This window comes from Microbispora sp. NPDC049125 (assembly GCF_040802045.1).
Taxonomy (GTDB): Bacteria; Actinomycetota; Actinomycetes; order Streptosporangiales; family Streptosporangiaceae; genus Microbispora.
In genome coordinates, this window is sequence record NZ_JBEZDW010000029.1 from 1 (window position 1) to 16,942 (window position 16,942).

Annotated in this window: 14 protein-coding genes and 1 pseudogene; 10 read left to right on the top strand and 5 right to left on the bottom strand. The window is 72.8% G+C overall.

What is annotated here, in order from left to right:
* Positions 1–90: 90 nt before the first annotated feature.
* The 3 genes and pseudogenes from AB0B72_RS28190 to AB0B72_RS28200 form a co-directional block, all read right to left on the bottom strand.
* Positions 91–432, bottom strand: a complete 342-nt coding sequence (locus tag AB0B72_RS28190; protein WP_367742080.1) for a hypothetical protein — start codon at positions 430–432, stop codon at positions 91–93.
* A 129-nt stretch (positions 433–561) separates the two neighbouring features.
* Complete coding sequence (locus AB0B72_RS28195) at positions 562–981, bottom strand: hypothetical protein (RefSeq protein ID WP_367742203.1); 420 nt, start codon at positions 979–981, stop codon at positions 562–564.
* Positions 982–1,060: 79 nt separating this feature from the next.
* Positions 1,061–1,453 (bottom strand): annotated as a pseudogene (locus AB0B72_RS28200) (MFS transporter); the annotation flags it as partial.
* Between the two features lie 529 nt (positions 1,454–1,982).
* On the opposite strand from AB0B72_RS28200, the gene AB0B72_RS28205 reads away from it, so the two are divergent.
* The 3 genes from AB0B72_RS28205 (at position 1,983) to AB0B72_RS28215 (ending at position 4,812) form a co-directional block, all read left to right on the top strand.
* Complete coding sequence (locus AB0B72_RS28205; protein WP_367742081.1) at positions 1,983–2,888, top strand: SDR family oxidoreductase; 906 nt, start codon at positions 1,983–1,985, stop codon at positions 2,886–2,888.
* 175 nt (positions 2,889–3,063) lie between these two features.
* Positions 3,064–3,438: a hypothetical protein gene (locus AB0B72_RS28210; RefSeq protein ID WP_367742082.1), complete on the top strand. Its 375-nt coding sequence runs from the start codon at positions 3,064–3,066 to the stop codon at positions 3,436–3,438.
* A 252-nt stretch (positions 3,439–3,690) separates the two neighbouring features.
* Positions 3,691–4,812: a GNAT family N-acetyltransferase gene (locus tag AB0B72_RS28215; RefSeq protein ID WP_367742083.1), complete on the top strand. Its 1,122-nt coding sequence runs from the start codon at positions 3,691–3,693 to the stop codon at positions 4,810–4,812.
* A gap of 20 nt (positions 4,813–4,832) precedes the next feature.
* On the opposite strand, the gene AB0B72_RS28220 is transcribed toward AB0B72_RS28215, so the two are convergent.
* Both AB0B72_RS28220 and AB0B72_RS28225 read right to left on the bottom strand, forming a co-directional pair.
* Positions 4,833–5,669 (bottom strand): NAD(P)H-binding protein, encoded by an 837-nt coding sequence (locus tag AB0B72_RS28220; RefSeq protein ID WP_367742085.1) that lies wholly within the window; start codon positions 5,667–5,669, stop codon positions 4,833–4,835.
* Between the two features lie 219 nt (positions 5,670–5,888).
* On the bottom strand, positions 5,889–6,680 hold the full coding sequence (locus AB0B72_RS28225) for a glycerophosphodiester phosphodiesterase (RefSeq protein WP_367742086.1): 792 nt from the start codon (positions 6,678–6,680) through the stop codon (positions 5,889–5,891).
* A 331-nt stretch (positions 6,681–7,011) separates the two neighbouring features.
* Here AB0B72_RS28225 and AB0B72_RS28230 point away from each other — a divergent pair, with 331 nt between their 5' ends.
* The 7 genes from AB0B72_RS28230 to AB0B72_RS28260 all read left to right on the top strand — a co-directional run bounded on the left by AB0B72_RS28230 (position 7,012) and on the right by AB0B72_RS28260 (position 16,886).
* Positions 7,012–7,419: an ArsR/SmtB family transcription factor gene (locus AB0B72_RS28230; protein ID WP_367742087.1), complete on the top strand. Its 408-nt coding sequence runs from the start codon at positions 7,012–7,014 to the stop codon at positions 7,417–7,419.
* Entirely contained in the window at positions 7,412–8,560 is a 1,149-nt protein-coding gene (locus AB0B72_RS28235; protein ID WP_367742088.1) for a cation diffusion facilitator family transporter, read from the top strand. The genes AB0B72_RS28230 and AB0B72_RS28235 overlap by 8 nt, the downstream gene beginning before the upstream one ends.
* 114 nt (positions 8,561–8,674) lie before the next feature.
* Positions 8,675–12,262, top strand: a complete 3,588-nt coding sequence (locus AB0B72_RS28240) for a protein kinase (protein WP_367742089.1) — start codon at positions 8,675–8,677, stop codon at positions 12,260–12,262.
* A 132-nt stretch (positions 12,263–12,394) separates the two neighbouring features.
* Positions 12,395–13,474 carry a glycosyltransferase family 9 protein gene (locus AB0B72_RS28245; RefSeq protein ID WP_367742090.1) on the top strand — a complete coding sequence of 360 codons (1,080 nt, stop codon included), beginning with the start codon at positions 12,395–12,397 and terminating at the stop codon, positions 13,472–13,474.
* Between the two features lie 21 nt (positions 13,475–13,495).
* Positions 13,496–14,035: an N-acetyltransferase family protein gene (locus AB0B72_RS28250; RefSeq protein WP_367742091.1), complete on the top strand. Its 540-nt coding sequence runs from the start codon at positions 13,496–13,498 to the stop codon at positions 14,033–14,035.
* A gap of 413 nt (positions 14,036–14,448) precedes the next feature.
* Positions 14,449–14,910: a DUF6220 domain-containing protein gene (locus AB0B72_RS28255; RefSeq protein WP_367742092.1), complete on the top strand. Its 462-nt coding sequence runs from the start codon at positions 14,449–14,451 to the stop codon at positions 14,908–14,910.
* Positions 14,907–16,886, top strand: coding sequence for a multicopper oxidase family protein (locus AB0B72_RS28260; RefSeq protein ID WP_367742093.1), 1,980 nt, complete (start codon positions 14,907–14,909; stop codon positions 16,884–16,886). The genes AB0B72_RS28255 and AB0B72_RS28260 overlap by 4 nt, the downstream gene beginning before the upstream one ends.
* Positions 16,887–16,942: the final 56 nt, after the last annotated feature.

Genomic DNA, 16,942 nt, shown 5'->3' on the forward strand with positions numbered 1-16,942 from the left:
CAACCCTCGGCCGTTCGTATGGAAGAAGACCGCAGAGGAGATCCTCGAATCCCTCGCACGATATTGCCGACGAATTTCAGGCGCAGGACACTAGGGACGGCTCACCCGTGCGGCGGCGTCGAGGAGGTGCGCCCCGGCGTCGTTCACGGTGATGCCGTAGGCGTCCGGCATGCCGGCGGCGGGCATCCACTCGTTCACCGCGGCGATGGCCTTGAAGCGGGTGTCGCGGGTCGGCCCGTTGCCGACAAGGTGGCCGCACAGATGGCCGACGCGGTCGTACACGTCCCAGTTGCCCGCGCTCGTCTGCGGCACCGCCGCCGGATTGTCCTTGAGCCACTGCGCGTTGGCCGCGTGTTCGGCCCGTTCGTCGACCTCCGCCCGCCGCGCGGGCTCCATGACGGCCTGATCGTTTTCGGTGCGAGCACTGCTCATGTCGCGTCTCGCTCTCAGATAGCGGCTGACGCCCCTCGGAGAGGAATCACTCAGCACGTGAGCTCCATCGTATCGGAACCCGTCGCACCGCCCCGCTGACGTCCGGAGGTCTCCGGCGTCTCGCGAGCATCACGAGGTGCCGTACGTCACGCGGAAGACGGCGGGCAGGAAGCAGGTGGACAGCGACGCCACCACCACGACGGCCGCGAGGGTGAGCAGGACCGTGGAGATGCCGAAGGCCCCGGCCATGGGGCCCGCGAGGGCGAATCCGGCCGATGTCACGATCTGGCCTGTCGTCCACTCGTACGAGATGACCCGGGACACGGCGTGCCGGGGCACCCGCTGCTGGACGGTGGCGGTCCACGTGATGTCGTTGATCGCCCAGCCGAACCCGCTGAGCAGCGCGGCGGCGGCGATCACTCCGGTCGGGAGCGGCCCGGCCATCGCGCCGAGCAGGACGCCGAGCCCCAGGCCTCCGGCGTTCGCGGCCACCAGCGGACGCCGGAACACGACCTTGAGCGCGAGGACCCCGCCGAGCACGGCGCCCACCGCCCCGTGGTGTTGATGACTCCCCAGTCGAGCACTCCCCCGAGACTGCGCATCGCGACAAGCGGACCGAGCCGAGCAGCGCGTTCGCCTCCTGGAGCCTCCGGTCGTCGGCGACCTGCGTCACGAGGCCGGCCGACGCCGGCCGGAAGAGGCCGGCCGCCGCGCCGTAGATCGTTCCGAGCAGGATCAGGTGCCACAGCAGCGCCTCGTGCCGAACGAGCAGGACCGCGACGACGGCCTGGGTCGCCACCCTCGCCGCATCCGTGGCAATCATGATGAGCCGCCGGGGCAGGCGGTCGCCGAGGACGCCCCCGATGAAGTAGCTGCAAGTCCTGGCCACGTGCATCACCGTCAGGACCAGCCCGAGCCAGCCGGGCGACCGCGTCGACTCCAGCACGGCGAAGGCGAGGGCGACCGTGACCATGGCGTCGCCCAACGCCGACACGGTCTGCCCACTCCAGAAGAGCGTCAAGCCGGCTCATGGAGCGTCTCCCGTCTGCCACGCGTCGCCCGTACGGCCCCGGCACGCGTGCGGGGGCCGTACGGGTCGATCGCCAGGGAGTGTCCAGAAGAACCAAAGGACACGACCCAAATCGGGGTCTAGTTCCCGCCGCCGGAGGCGAGCACGCTGCCGACGCGCAGGGGCTCCTCGCTGACCTTGACCATGCCGGCCACTCCTCTCATCTGGTGATGATCTTCCGATTCTCCTCCGCGTCGCTGGCATGCGGATGGCGCGGCGCTGGCGTGCGGATGGCGCGGCGCTGGCGGCACGTCACGGCCCTCCGTCCGCGGCGGCGCTCCCTCCAGTGGTGGCCCTCGTCGCCGGGAACGGCCGGCCGCGCGCCGCGTGACTTCGCGCAGGCCCGGGACCGGGCTGGTTTCTCCCGCATGGCGGCCGCGTCCGAACCCGGATGTCACACTCCCGGCGCCTGCGCGCTCTCAGGATGCGACCTGCCCGTACGACGGAATCGACGGGCTGACACGGGAGAGCGAGACACACCATGACCGTAGACACCGGCACTCCGTCCGGCATGACCGTCCTCGTCACGGGAGCCACCGGGACCGTCGGCGGCCACGTCGTCGGCCACCTGCTGGCGGCGGGCCACAAAGTGCGGGCGATGACCCGCCACCCGGCCACCGCCGATCTGCCGGACGGCGTGGAGGTGGTCGCCGGCGACCTCACTGACGTCTCTTCTCTGGCGCCCGCATTCGACGGCGTCACCGCCGCCCATCTGATCAACTTCGGCAAGGGGTACCAGCCCCTGCGCAACGGGCCGGAGATCGTGGCCGTGGCCCTGAAGGCCGGGATCCGCAAGGTCACCGTCCTCGGCGGCTGGGAGGAGGGCACCCTGGAGCCCGCCGTACGGGCGAGCGCGCTGGAATGGACGCTCCTGCGGCCGGTGGAGTTCATGAGCAACTCCCTGTCCGACTGGGGCGAGTCGCTGCGCACCCGCGGCGTCGTCCGCGAGCCGTACGGCGACCGGAAGAGCCCGCCGATCCACGAGTCCGACATCGCGGCCGTGGCGGCGGCCGTCCTGACCGAGGACGGCCACGCGGGTGAGGCGTACCACCTCACCGGGCCCGAAGTGCTGACCGCACGAGACAAGATCCGGATCCTCGCCGAGGCCACCGGCCGTGACCTGACGTTCGAGGAGCTCACCCCCGAGCAGACGCGGGAGGAGTGGGTCGTGCGGGGAGGGCTGCCGGATCTGCTCATCTTCAAGGCGTTCACCGGAGGGAACCCCGGGCTCGGCGACGCCGAACTGATGGAGATCCTCCTTAGGGTGTACGGCACGCCCAATCCGTACGGCACCACCGTGACCGACGCCGTGGAGAAGGTCATCGGCCGCCCGCCGCGAACGTACGCCCAGTGGGCGGCCGAGCACGCTCACCACTTCCAGCCCTAGCTTCCGCGCCCTGCCGGCGCGCGATCCCGCGTCAGACCCGGTCACCGGGATCCGCCAGGAGTCACCTCGACCCAGCCTTTACGCAACTCGCGGTTCACATGGCGATCCGACGCGATCACGATGCGTAGCATCACTGGCCGGCGTACATCCGTCACCGGAAGGAGAAACACCCCTGATGCGTCAGTCATCCGCGATCGTCGGCCTCGCCATGGCGGGACTGGTCCTGGCGGCGAGCACACCCGCCCACGCGGCCACTTTCACACTGACCGCGACGGTCAATCCCGGCGCCGAGATCTTCCTCACCCCGGAGCTGGCGCCCACGGCCATCTACAAGGGCAACGTCCTCGTCAAGCTCGACCAGAACCCGGGCCCGGTGGAAATCAAGATCGGTAATTGCAAGGGGCAGTACCTCGGCACAGTCCCGATCGCGGCCGGCGACCACGCGGCCTACGTGGCCGCGGCCGTCGGCGCCCCTCCGGCGTGCATCCGATACCGGGTGAGGAACCCGGGGACGACACCGGTCACCATCTCCGGCTTCGGCTACTACTGACCGGGACATATCGCTACGAGGGCCGGGGCGAGCGGTGGGCCGGGCGCGTCATCCCCGGCCCCGGCCCCGGCCCGCTCCGCGGTGCCCGCCCGAACCGGTGGGTGATCAGGTCGCCCGGTCACGGCACGGCCCGGACCTTAATCTCCGTTGAACGGCGCCTTGCCGGTTAGCGGATAGCGTGGCTGCACGCGCGAGAACGGGGACGCTCGCGATGCCGGACATGGTGGATCGACTGGTCGGCGCGGAGGGACGATGAGCCCGGAATCCGTCACGCCACGCCGGGGCGAGGCCGGCGACGTGGACGCGATCGTCGACCTGCTCGTCCACTACGACCCGCGGCGCTCACATCTGGAGGCGCTCTACCACGGCGATCCGTGTTATGAGCCGAGCCAGTCCTGGGTGATGAAGGTGGACCACCGTCTCGTGGCCCACGTCCGGGTGTTCCCCCGCACGCTGCGGCTGGGGCCGGCGGATCTGCCGGTCGCCGCCCTCGGCGACGCGATCACCTCGGCGCCGTGGCGTGGTCACGGACACATGGAGCATCTGCTGGAGACCGTTCTGAGCTCGCTCGAAACGGAGCAGTACGCCTTCGCGATGGCGTGGCCGCCCACGGTCGGCGCCGGCGGCGGCCACGGGTTCGACCCGCTCATGCTGGAGACCACATCCGCCACCGTGCCCGCCGAGCCGGCGAGCGGGATCGCCTGTTTCCGGGACGACGATCTGCCGGAGCTCGAGGCCTTCGCGTGCCGCGGCGACGTGGCCCTCCCAGGGACGACGGTGCGGTCGCTCGGCTACTGGCGCTGCCAGCTCAACTGGCTCGAAGAGGACCGGCGCGGCTTCCTCGTGGCGCGGACGGGCGACGGCGAGATCGGCGGGTACGTCCGCAGCCGCCGCCGCCCCGACCACGTCGAGATCCTGGAGCTGACCGTGCCGCACGGCGACCGCGGCACGGCACGCGCCCTCCTCGGTGAGGTCGCCCGGCCGTACGACGGGGCGTTGACCGGGCACCTCCCCCATTCGTACCGGGTGCTGCTCGAACCGGACTGCCGGCCGCGAGTCGAAACCGGGCCCGGCCCTGTGCTGCGGGTTCTCAACCCGGCGGCCCTGCGCGACGTGCTCGCGCGGCTCGCGGCGGCCCGGCCGCCGGCGCGTGATTTCGACATCGCCGTCGACGCTCCGCGCGGGCCTGCCTTCAACATCGGCCCCGACGGCGTCCGGCCGGCGCCGTCGGGGGCGGCCCGTGAGGAGTTCCGGCACTCCCCGGCGGAGCTCGTCAGGCTCCTGCTCGGCGGTGCGGCACCGCAGGCTCCCGAGGAGTTGCGCCTCCTTTTCCCAGCACAGGACTGGGTGCTGTGGGAGGCCGACCGCACCTGACCGGCGGGCGGGCGGGCGGGTCAGCGCAGCTCGGCGGCGTGGTCGGCGGCCCATTGCGCGAAGGTCCGGGCCGGACGGCCGGTCACCTTCTCCACCGTGTCCGTCACGAGGGCTTCGCGCCCAATCGCCGCGCGCCTTATCGCGATCAGCGCGTCCACCACGTGGGCGGGCATGTGCTGGATCATCTGCTCCCTGGCCTCGGCGAGCGACATCCCCTCCGCCTGAAGCGGCCTGCCGATCGCCTCTCCGATGATCCGGACCTGGTCGCGCTGCGTCAGCGACTCGGGCCCGGTCAGCAGATACTTCTCGCCCGCGTGCCCCTCGTCGGTCAGGGCCCGCACGCCGACGGCCGCGATGTCGGCCTCGTGGATGGGCGAGGTGACCTCGTCGGCGAAGGGAACGCGGACGACGTCGCCCTTCTTGACCTGCCCGGCCCACTGCAACGAGTTGGCCGCGAACGTGCCGGGCCGCAGGAACGTCCACTCCAGGCCGGCGTCGCTGACGGCGTCCTCCACCTCGGCGTGCGTGGCCGCGATCAGGTTCCGCTGCACCTCGACGTCGTCGTTCACGATGAGCGAGGACAGCACCACCACCCTGCGCACTCCGGCCTCCGTGGCCGCCCGCAGGAACGCGGGGGCCGTGCCGCTCAGCGCGTACAGGAAGACCGCCTCGACGCCCGCCAGCATCGCAGGGAAGGTCTCCGGCTGGGACAGGTCGCCGCGTACGATCTCCGCCGAGCCGGGCAGTCCCGCCCCGTCCGGGTGCCGGGTCAGGGCGCGTACGTCACGCCCGGCCTCGGCGAGCTCCTCGACCACACCGCGGCCGACTCTTCCGGTGGCTCCGGTCACCAGGATCATCGTCATCCTCCCCTGAAAGGCCCGCGCCTCAGCGGTGATCGGGAACCACTCTAGTCAGGCCTGGGCTCCCCGAGCGGGCTCACGGCCCCCTCCCATGAGCCCGCCGCCCGGGGCCGGCCGCCCCGTGAATCCCGCCACCTCCGGTGAATCGGGCGCCCTTCCTCGGCGGTGGCCGTTCACGAGCCGGCCTCCAGCGCACCCCGCGGCCACGGCTCCCTCTCAGTCGCCGCAGGTGGCGCCGGCCCACGCGAGATACGCGTACGGCCGGTCCGTGACGACCCGGTTCACGCCGTACCCCGCGAGGCGCCGCCAGGACGCCGGGTCGTTGGGCGTCCAGGCGTAGACCGCCACACCGGCGTCGCGGTACGCACGCACCCGGGCCCGGCTGAGGGCGTCGTGGCGGACGCCCACGAAGTCGTACCTCCTGGCCGCCGAGACCGGCGGCGCCGACGTCGACAGCAGGCCCTGGGACGCGGGAATCGACCGTACGGCACGCAGGGCCTGCGGGGAGAACGACATCATGCTCGCCCAGCCGTACGCGTCACGGCTCCGGTACGTCCGGCGCAGGGACTCCAGGTCTCCCGCATCGGGAACCTGCTTGAGCTCGACGAGCACCCGGGCGCCCGCCTCGCGGACGAGGTCCAGGACGCCGGCCAGGGTCGGGGGCCGCCCGCCGTCGGTGGTCCGCAGCGCGCGGAACCGCGAGAGGGTCATGCCGGAGACCGCGCCGGTGCCCGTGGTCGTCCGGTCCACGGTCGCGTCGTGCATGAGGACCGGCTGGTGGTCCTTGGTGAAGTGCACGTCGAGCTCCACCTGGTCCGCCCCGGCGTCCAGCGCCGCCTGAAAGGCTCCCGCCGTGTTCTCCGTGCCCCCGGACCGGTCGCCGCGATGGGCGACGACACCGGGAGCCGAGCACGCCTTCACCTCGGACGACGGGGCCAGACCGCCGCCCCCGCCGATCAGCGCGAGCGTGGGCAGCGAAACCGCCGCCCACCAGATGACCCGTCTCACTCCGCCGCCGCCCTGCGGGGCCCGTACGGCGTGGCCGGACGCCGGCGGCCGGTCACCCGACTGGACACTCCACTGGACACTCGACTGGGCACGGCCGTCTGCGGGCCGTCCCCTTGTCGCCGGGTGAGCCGGGGGCGGCCCACGGAGGCGCTGGGTGTCACGCTGTCTCCCTTCGCTCCGCACCACCGCGGGGACCGGGAACCGATGAGCCGGCGGAGATGCCTCTTTGCTCAGAGTAGTTATCCAATTACTCTTTGTTTAACACCTCGATCCGCCGGGGCGGCCGCACAGGGACATTGACCTGTCGCTCCTTCCTTGTAAGCTTGCACATATGAATGAGCCTTCAACCGTCATCGACCTCGGCCCGGCCGACTCCTGCGTCCTGCCGGTGGTCGACGCCTCCCGGGTGGAGAGCGTCCGGCTGGCGTTGCCGGACCAGGAGGTGGTTGAGGAGCTCGCCCAGATCTTCGGCCTGCTGGCCGATCCCGGGCGGCTGCGCCTGATCTCCGCGCTGCTCGAAGGCGGGGAGATGTGCGTGTGCGACCTGGCGGCGGCGACGGGGCACAGCATGTCCGCCGCCTCCCACGCCCTACGGTTGCTACGCGTGCACAACGTGGTGAAGGTGCGGCGTTCCGGGCGCATGGCCTACTACCGGCTCGCCGACTCGCACGTGCGCATGCTGTTCGACCTGGCGATCACTCACATGCGGCACGACAGGGGGGACCGGGACGATGGATGAGCACGTGCGGGTCCCCGGCCGGGGACAGGAGCACGCGCAGGGTCAGGAGCACGCGCACGAGAACGGCCGCGGGCGCGGGCATGGACACGGGCATGGTCACGGGCACGCGCTCAGCGCCGAGGCCGACCGCCGCCCCCTGACCGGTGCGCTCGTGCTGATCGTCGGCTTCATGGCCGCCGAAGTCGTCGTGGGCGTCATCGCACACTCCCTCGCGCTCATCTCCGACGCGGGGCACATGCTCACCGACGCCATCGCCATCGCCTTGGCGTTGGTGGCGATGCGGATCGCCGCCCGTCCTCCTCAGGGCGGCTTCACCTACGGGCTCAAGCGCGCCGAGATCGTCTCCGCCCAGCTCAACGGCATCACGTTGCTGCTGCTCAGCGTCTATTTCGTGTACGAGGGCGTGCGGCGGCTGATCACCCCGCCTGACGTCGAAGGCGCGTACGTGGTCGCGACCGGGCTGGCCGGCATCGTCGTCAACGTCGCCGCGACATGGCTGTTGAGCAGGGCCAACCGGTCGAGCCTGAACGTCGAGGGCGCGTTCCAGCACATCCTCAACGACCTCTACGCCTTCATCGCGACGACCGTCGCCGGGCTCGTCATATGGCTCACCGGCTGGGCCCGGGCCGACGCCATCGCCGCGCTGGTCGTCTCGGGGCTGATGCTGAAGGCCGGCTGGGGCCTGGTCCGCGACTCGGGCCGGGTGTTCATGGAGGCCGCCCCCGCCGGCATGAGCCCCGCCGAGATCGGCCGCAAGACCGCGGGCCTGGAGCACGTGGTGGAGGTGCACGACCTGCACATCTGGGAGGTGACGTCCGGCTACCCGGCCATGTCGGCGCACATCCTCGTCGCCCCCGGCTCCGACTGCCACGCCGTACGGCAGGCGGCGCAGCGGATGGTGCACGACGAGTACGGGATCGAGCACACCACCCTCCAGGTGGACCACGCCCCTCCCGAGCTCCTCGCCATCGGCGAAGCCGCCCCGCACTGCGCCGATTCCCACGGCCCGGCCCACCCCGGCGGGCCGCAGCAGGCGAACGGCGACCCCGGCGGCACGGCGGCTGCCTGCCCCGGGCGGCGGCGGATGCGGTTCCCCGGACGAGACAGGCGCGACCTCACACCGGACCGCGAACACGGGTGACGGCCCCGGCCCGACGGCCCCGTCGGTACGCGCGATCGATGCGTGCGATCGGTGTGCGCAAACCTTTCCTGGCTCGGGCGCATCCAACAAGACGTAACGACTACATGCGTCCACATGCGTCTCGGGATTGGTCTCATGGTGGTGGCCGAGGATCTGCGGGCGGAAGACCCGGCCAGGCTGGGTGACTACTGGCTGGCGGGCCGGCTCGGCACCGGCGGGCAGGGCGTGGTCTACGAGGCCTACGACGACCAGGGACGCCGGGTGGCCATCAAGGTGCTGCACGGATACGCCTCGGCGGATCCGGAGCTGAAACACCGGTTCGGCAGGGAGGTCACGGCGGGCCGCCGGGTGGCGTCCTTCTGCACGGCCCGCGTGCTCGCGGCCCACCTCGACGGCCCCCGGCCGTACATCGTGAGCGAGTACGTCGAAGGCCCCAGCCTGCGCCAGGCCGTACGGGATGGCCGGGTCTTCGCCGGTGACGACCTGCACCGCCTGGCGACCGCGATCGCGACGGCGCTGACCGCCATCCACGAGGCGGGCGTGATCCATCGGGACCTCAAACCGGACAACGTGCTGCTCGGCCCCGACGGGCCTCGCGTGATCGACTTCGGAGTGGCCCGGACCCTGGAGATGTCGCTCACCTCGACCGGACGGGTCGCCGGGACGCCCACCTACATGGCGCCGGAGGTGTTCACCGGCCGGCGGGCCGGACCGCCGTCCGACGTGTTCGCGTGGGGCGGGATCGTGCTGTTCGCCGCCACCGGGGACGACCCGTTCAGGGCCGAGAGCCTGGGCGGCGTGATGCACCGCGTGCTGTCGGTCGACCCCGACCTCACCGCCCTCCCCGAGGCGCTGCGCCCGCTGGTCGCCAAGGCGCTGGCCAAGGACCCGCTCGACCGTCCCGCCGCCCGCGACCTCCTGCTGTCCCTCGTCGGCGGCGCCGGGCTCGACACCGGTGGCCTGCTGGCGGAGGGCAGCCGGGCGGCGGGGACAGTGGGGGCGAGCGCCGGCGCCGCGCCGCTGGGCACGCTCGCCGAGGACGCCTACCGGATGTTGTCCCGGCCCGAGCGTGATGTGGCCGTCCAGATCTTCCTGCGCATGGTCGCGGTGGATCCCCACGGGGAGCTCACCACTCAGGCGGTGCCCGAGGACGACTTGCCCGCAGGGGCCGGCCCGGTGCTCGACGCGTTCTCATCCGTGCTGTCCAGGCGCGACGGGGAGGTCTTCGCCCGTCCCGCGCTGCTCGGGGCATGGCCCAGGCTGCGCTCCTGGGCGGCCGGCGAACGGGACGGCCTGACCGCGCACGCGGCGATCCGCGCGCAGGCCCGGCAATGGGAGGGGCACGGGCGCCGCGACGGGGACCTGCTCCACGGCAGCCGGCTGGAGGCAGCGGTCGCGTGGGCCGCGACCGGCCGCCGCCGTCTCGTCCTGAACCCGCTCGAACGCGCCCTCCTGGAGGCCTCGGCCGCACTGTCCCGGCAGCGGGCCAGGCGGCGCCGCCTGCTGACCACGGCACTGGCGGCGCTGCTCGTGCTGGCCTTGGCCGGTGGCGCGCTGTCGGTCCACCAGTCGGGCCGGATCGCCGACCAGCGGGACCGGGCCAGCGGGCGTGAGCTCGCCTACCTTTCCGGGGCCCTGCGCACCAGCGATCCCGTCACGGCCATGCTGCTCGGCGTCGCCGGATGGCGGCTGGCGCCGGGAGCCGACACCCGCTCCGGCCTCATGTCCGCCCTCCAGCAGCCGGAGATCGCCGCGTTCGCTGAACCACCGGTGAAGGAGCTCTCGGTGCGGGCGCTGAGCCGGGACGGCCGGGTGCTCGTCAGCGCCTCCGCGAGCGGCGTGCGCCTATACGACGTGCGGGCGGGGCGGCTCATCCGGACCGTGGCCACGCCCTCGCTCGCCGGGCAGATCCCCCGGGACGTCGCCCTGAGCCCGAGCGGGCGCCTGGTCGCGATCCTCACGGACGCCGCGACCCTGGTGCTGGACGCGCACACCGGTCAGAAGCAGGCGGAGCGGCACAGTGACGGCGCCAGGGTCGGCGGCGGCCTGGAGTTCGGCGCCGACGAGTCGAAGCTCGCATTCCTCGAGGACGGCGACGCCTTCGTCTGGGATCACGTCGCCGGCCGCGTGTACGGCCACCACGAGGACAGCGACGGCGAGGTGACGGTGCCCGCGGTCTCCCCCTCCGGGAACCTCGCCGCGATGCCCAAGGGGAGGGGCACGCTGGAGGTGTGGCGGATGCCCGAGGGGACGCGGGATCCGCGCTTCCGCGACGCCTGCCCCGGCGTCCTGCTGGCCGCCTTCAGCCCCGACGGCAAGACCCTCGCCTGTGCGGCGCGGAGCATCAGTCTCCTGCCGGCGGAAGCCACGGGGCGTCTCCCCGGCTGGGAGGACCGGCCGTGGCTGCCCTGGCCCGAGCTCGGCACGTCCGAGCAGGGGCCCGCCGCGGGACGCGGGCTTGTGTTCACCGCGGACGGGCGGTTCCTGGTGGGCTTCGCCGATCGCGGCCTGCACGTCTGGCAGGTCGCCACCGAACGGCAGATCTTCACGCATCAGGCCGAGGAGCAGGTGTCCGACGCCCGGCTCGACCCTGACGGGCACACCCTGCGCTATCTCATGGACGACACCGTGGTCAGCCTCGACATCCGGCCCCAGGTGACGTCGGCGCGCGTCCCCGGCACCCCCTCCTCCGAGGCCCTGACCCCGGACGGACGATGGCTGGTGGTGAAGGACACCGGCCGCCAGGACGAGGAGATCCGGCTCTGGGACGTGCGGCGGGGCCGGATCGCCGCCGACCTCGGCACCACGGCCCGATGGGGAGACCCGCTGGCGCTCGACCCCGGTGGCAGGACGCTCGTGACAACGCGGCAAACCAGTCTCGGCACCGCCAGAGTGGGACAGACCACGCTGTGCGCCTGGGACATCGCCACGCGCGCCTCGCTGTGGACGCAGCCCCTTCCGGCCGACTACAGCGTCGACGGGCATGCCTTCTCCCCGGACGGCGCGACGCTCGCCGTGGCGCTGGCGGGCCCGCCAGGACAGGAGGAGGACCCCCGCCTGCTCAGGCTGGACGCCCGGACCGGCCGCCTGCTCGGCACGGTCCGGCTGGAGGCCGGCACGGGGGACATGCGCTTCACCCCCGACGGCAGGATGATCGCCACCGCGGCGGGCCGGCTCATCGACGCCGAGACCGGCCGGCAGATCGGCCCCGCCGTCGGAAGGCTCGGGACCAACGCGGTCGCGCTCAGCCCTTCGGGCTCGCTGCTCGCCGTGAGCGGCGAGGACGGGCGGATCGCGTTGTGGGACACGCGGGGCCGGGAGCCGTCTCCCGTGCCGCCTGTGCTGCACGGTGACACGGGGATCATCCAGCTGATGGCCTTCTCCCCCACCGGTGACGTGCTCGCCACGTCGGGCGCCGAGGTTAGCGCCGAGGGCGGCACCGTCCAGTTCTGGGACGTCAAGGAGAAGCGACGTCTCGGCGATCCCGTCACCTTGCACAACGCGATCCTCACAGCCATGGCGTTCGACCAGGACGGAGCGGACCTGATCCTGGTGACGCAGGACGGCACGATCTACCGGCTGCCCGCGGGCGGTGACCAGGTGGCCCGGGCCGTGTGCGCGCGAGCGGGGCGGACTCTGAAGGAGCCGGAGTGGCGTCGCCACCTCCCCGGCGTGCCGTACCGGGACGTCTGCGCCCGCTGAGCGCCGCCTCCCCCTGACAACAGGGCTCTCACGGCCATGGTGTGATCGCCGTCACATCCGGTCGTTTGCCCGATGACCTCAGGGGTATCAGGCGCGCATGGTGGCCCCGTCCGACCTCGTGCTCGACGGCCCATGACCGGCACGCTCGGGCCGGTGCTCGACGGCGTGGAGCGAGTGGCCGTCCTGCGGGCCAACGCCCTCGGCGACCTCGTGCTGGCGATGCCCGCCCTCGATGCGATCCGCGGCACGTATCCCGGCGCCCGGATCACGCTTCTCGGCAGGTCGTGGCACGCGGGCTTCCTGGACGGAAGGCCGGGGCCGGTGGACGAGGTGATCGCGCTGCCGCCGATCAGCGGCGTCTCCGTCGCGGCCGGCGGCCACGAAGCCCCCGAGAGCCTGATCAGGAAGCTGCGGGAGCGCCGGTTCGACGTCGCGGTGCAGATCCACGGAGGCGGCCGCCACACGAACCCGTTCATCCGGCGGCTCGGCGCTCGCCTCACGGCGGGGCTGTGCACCCCCGACGCGGAGCGCCTCGACCTGTGGGTGCCCTACGTGCATCATCACCATGAGACGCTGCGCCACCTGGAGGTCACCGCCCTGCTCGGCGCGGCGCCCGAGAGCATCGAGCCGCGCGTGGAGGTCACCGAGGCCGATCGGGCGGAGCTCGCCCGCGCCTTCGGCCAACCGCCGGCCGGTCTCGTGGCCCTGCATCCGGGGGCGACCGACCCGCGTCGCCGATGGCCGGCCGCGAGCTTCGCGGCCGTCGCCGACCGGCTCGACCGGCCGATCGTGATCACGGGCATCGAGCGGGAGCGCGAAGTGGTGGACGAGGTCGCCGCCGGGATGCGGCGCCCCGCCGCGCGGGCGGTCGACGCCCTCAGCCTCGGTGGCCTCGCGGCGCTGTACGAACGGTGCTCGCTCGTCATCTCCAACGACACCGGCCCCCGGCATCTGGCGGCGGCGGTCGGCACGCCTACCATCGGCATCTACTTCTGCGCCAACCTCGTCAACGCCGGGCCGCTCATGCGCGCTCGGCACAGGCCCCTGATCTCCTGGACCTCCGCCTGCCCCGTCTGCGGGGCGGGCGGCCTCGATCCCGAGGCGGAGCGATGCCCGCACGACCCGTCGTGGGTGGCCGACGTCTCCGTCGAGGAGGTGCTGGAACAGGCGGCCGACCTACTCGCGCCGGACGGTCCGCCTGCCGCCGGCTGACCGACGGGAGCATCACCAGTCATGACCAGCGACACGCCCCCCAAGCCCTCCGCCGCGTCCACGTCGCCCGGCTTCGAGATCCGCCCCGTCCGGGACGGCGACGCCGCCGGCGTGCTCGCCGTCTACCAGGCCGGCCTGGACACAGGCGACGCCAGCTTCGAGACCGCCGCGCCCGACTGGGAGACGTTCCTCGCCGGCAAGATCCCCGGGCTGACGTCCGTCGCCGTCGACACCGGCACCGGCCGGGTGATCGGCTGGATCGCCGCCTCGCGCGTGTCCTCCCGGCGCGTGTACGCGGGAGTGGTCGAGCACAGCTGCTACGTCGCTCCGGGACATCAGGGGCGGGGCATCGGCCGTGCCCTGCTCGGCGCGTTCATCGCCGCCACCGAGGAGGAGGGGATCTGGACGATCCAGAGCGGCGTCTTCCCGGAGAACGTCGCCAGCCTCCGCCTGCACGAGGCGGCCGGCTTCCGCGTCGTCGGCATCCGGGAGCGGATCGGCCGCCACCACGGGGTCTGGCGCGACGTGATCCTGGTGGAGCGGCGCAGCCCCGCGATCTGAGCCGCAGGGGCCCGGCCGCCGTCGCTTTGAGGCGCCAGGTCTCGTCCTGGGCGCGCGATGTGTTGGACACGCGCCTTCGCCGGGATCATGGCCGCCTCGGCTCGCGGACCGGCCGGCGCGTGTGAAGTAGCTCGTCGCATACCTGCGTCCGCGGTGGTAGGCGGGAGAGCCTTCCCCCGTACGACGACGCGGGGCGTCCCCGGCGGCGACTATCGAGGGGTCGCTCGCTCCGCCGGGCGCAGGGCGCGAGCGCCGCCGTACTCCCCCGGTGGTAGGCGACGTCTGGCCGGGCGGCGGACGACGACGCGGGCCGGGGTCGGGCACGATCACGGTAACCCCGTCCCGTTTTCCATCTGCCCCGTCCCGCTCTGCCCGTGCCGCTCTGGCACGTACCCACCGAAAGGAGTGCCGCCATGCGCAAGCTCTACGCCGTGCTCGCCGGCCTGTTACTCGTCGCCGTCGTCGCCCAGATGTACTTCGCGGCCGTGGGGGCCTTCGACAAGCCCCAGGACGACGACTCGTTCGCTCTGCACAGCGTGACCGGCATGATGATCATCCCCGCGCTGTCGCTGCTGGCGACCGTCGTGGCGGCCGCCGCCCGCGTGCCCGGCCGCCAGATCGGGCTGACCATCCTGCCCCTCGGCCTGGTCATCGTCCAGATGCTGATCATCGCGCTCGGAGGCGCGTTCGACGACAGCACAGGCAACACGACCCCGCTCTCGCTCGCCGTGCTGGGCCTGCACGCGCTGAACGGCATGGCGATCATCGGAGTCTCGGCGTGGGTGTTCCGGGGGGCGAGGCAGCTCGCCGTCACAGGGTCGCGCCCCGCCGCCGGAGGCGCGCCGCGGGAGGGATCGTCGGCGCGAGCCTCATGACCACCTCCGGAGTCATGACCCTCGACCTGTTCGTCTCCGTCGTCGCGGTCGCGGCGTGGGCGGCGGCCGGAGTCACCGCCGCCGCACGTCGCCCGGCCGCGGCGGCCGCTCTGCTCGGGGTGGCCGTCCTGGTTTCGCTCCTGCGGGCCGGTTCCGTGATCGCGCTCGCGGGCGACGGATGGTGGTTCGTCCAGGAGAAGGTGACGGTCGCGCTGCCGCTGCTCGTCTTGGGCGGCGGGGCCGCGGTCGCGCTCAGCGGCCCGCGACTGCTTTCCGCCGTACGGCACGGCCGGGCGGAGGAGGCCAGGGCGCCAGCCGTGGTCGTGCCGCTGCTGGGCGCGGCGTACGCCGCCGCGGCCGGGCCCGTGCAGACCTTCCTGCTCGGGTACCCGGCGACCTGGAGCGGCGCCCTGATCCTGGTGGCCGTGGTCGCGGGCGCCGTTCTGATCACCTGGCGCGCCGTCGCCGCCGACGTCCCCCGCCTGCGGGCCGCCGTCGCCGTGACAATCGCGGTCGGCCTGGTCGGCGGCGGTCTCGCGGTCGCACCTGCCGTGGCCTCCACGGCCGATGCGGCTGACCCGGCCGACCCGGCCGTGTCGGCGACGGCCGGGATGACTGGAATGCCTGGGATGCCCGGGATGGAGTCCCCCACCGGCCATGGCGTGCCGGTCACCGACCTGCACGGGCCGGACGCGCCCGAACCCGGCGGCACCGTGCGCCGGTACACACTGACCGCCCGCACGGCCACCATCACGCTGTCGTCCGGGCGGCGGGTGAGCGCCTGGACCTTCGACGGCCGGGTCCCCGGCCCGCCGATCACCGCCACCCAGGGAGACCTCATCGAGGTGCGGCTGCGTAACGCGGACATCACGGCGGGCGTGACCGTGCACTGGCACGGATACGACGTGCCCTCGGGCGAGGACGGCGTGCCCGGGCTGACCCAGGACGCCGTCATGCCCGGGCACGAGTTCGTGTACCGGTTCCTCGCCTCACAGGCCGGCACGTACTGGTATCACACGCACGAGGTCTCCGACCTGGGCGTACGCATGGGCCTGTACGGCACGCTCGTCGTCACGCCGAAGGGCGCCGCGCCGCGTGGGCTGGATCTCGCGCTGCCGGTGCACACGTTCGCCGGCGCGACCGTGGCGGGCGACCACGACCAGCCCATCGAACGGCAGGTCCCCGCAGGCACGCCCGTACGCCTGCGCCTGATCAACACAGACAACACCCCGCACCGCCTCACGCTGGCGGGCGTGCCGTACCGGCTGGCCGCCGTGGACGGCACGGACCTGCACGAACCGGGGACGCTCGGAGGCGTGGGCCTCCGGCTCGCCGCGGGCAGCCGCTACGACCTCGCCTTCACCATGCCTCCGGCTCCCACGGACGCCGTCGTGCTGCGCGTGGACGACCGCGCGGTCGCCCTCCGGCTCACCGGCGCGGGCAGCGGCGGCACGGGGAAGGACACGGGCGAAAACGCGGACACGAGCAAGTGGCCCGAGCTCGACCTGACGCGGTACGGCACCCCCGCCCCCGCGCCCTTCACCGCGCGCGACCACTTCGACCGGGACTTCACGCTCGTGCTCGACCGCGGCCTCGCGATCTCCGAGGGCCGCCCCCTCTACGCGCAGACGGTGAACGGGCAGGCCTTCCCCGGCATCCCCACCGAGGAGGTCAAGAAAGGCGATCTGGTCCGGCTGACCGTGGTCAACCGCGGCAGGGAGACCCACCCCTGGCACCTGCACGGCCACCACGTCCTGGTGCTCTCCCGGAACGGCCGCGCTCCCACAGGCAGCCCGCTCCTGCTGGACACCTTCGACGTACGGCCCGGCGAGGTGTGGCAGGTCGCGTTCCGTGCCGACAACCCCGGCCTGTGGATGAACCACTGCCACAACCTGAGCCACGCGGAGTCGGGGATGGTCCTCCACCTGATGTACGAGGGCGTGACCAGTCCCTTCCACGGCGCCCACGGCGGCTGACTCCCGATCCGCCCGGTCAGTGGCGAATTGCGGCCCTCCCCCTGGCCTGCGCGGGT

Coding starts and splice junctions, on each gene's coding strand:
- AB0B72_RS28190 (WP_367742080.1), bottom strand. CDS start 432: ATGAGCAGTGCTCGCACCGAAAACGATCAGGCCGTCATGGAGCCCGCG.
- AB0B72_RS28205 (WP_367742081.1), top strand. CDS start 1,983: ATGACCGTAGACACCGGCACTCCGTCCGGCATGACCGTCCTCGTCACG.
- AB0B72_RS28210 (WP_367742082.1), top strand. CDS start 3,064: ATGCGTCAGTCATCCGCGATCGTCGGCCTCGCCATGGCGGGACTGGTC.
- AB0B72_RS28215 (WP_367742083.1), top strand. CDS start 3,691: ATGAGCCCGGAATCCGTCACGCCACGCCGGGGCGAGGCCGGCGACGTG.
- AB0B72_RS28220 (WP_367742085.1), bottom strand. CDS start 5,669: ATGATCCTGGTGACCGGAGCCACCGGAAGAGTCGGCCGCGGTGTGGTC.
- AB0B72_RS28230 (WP_367742087.1), top strand. CDS start 7,012: ATGAATGAGCCTTCAACCGTCATCGACCTCGGCCCGGCCGACTCCTGC.
- AB0B72_RS28235 (WP_367742088.1), top strand. CDS start 7,412: ATGGATGAGCACGTGCGGGTCCCCGGCCGGGGACAGGAGCACGCGCAG.
- AB0B72_RS28240 (WP_367742089.1), top strand. CDS start 8,675: ATGCGTCTCGGGATTGGTCTCATGGTGGTGGCCGAGGATCTGCGGGCG.
- AB0B72_RS28245 (WP_367742090.1), top strand. CDS start 12,395: ATGACCGGCACGCTCGGGCCGGTGCTCGACGGCGTGGAGCGAGTGGCC.
- AB0B72_RS28250 (WP_367742091.1), top strand. CDS start 13,496: ATGACCAGCGACACGCCCCCCAAGCCCTCCGCCGCGTCCACGTCGCCC.
- AB0B72_RS28255 (WP_367742092.1), top strand. CDS start 14,449: ATGCGCAAGCTCTACGCCGTGCTCGCCGGCCTGTTACTCGTCGCCGTC.
- AB0B72_RS28260 (WP_367742093.1), top strand. CDS start 14,907: ATGACCACCTCCGGAGTCATGACCCTCGACCTGTTCGTCTCCGTCGTC.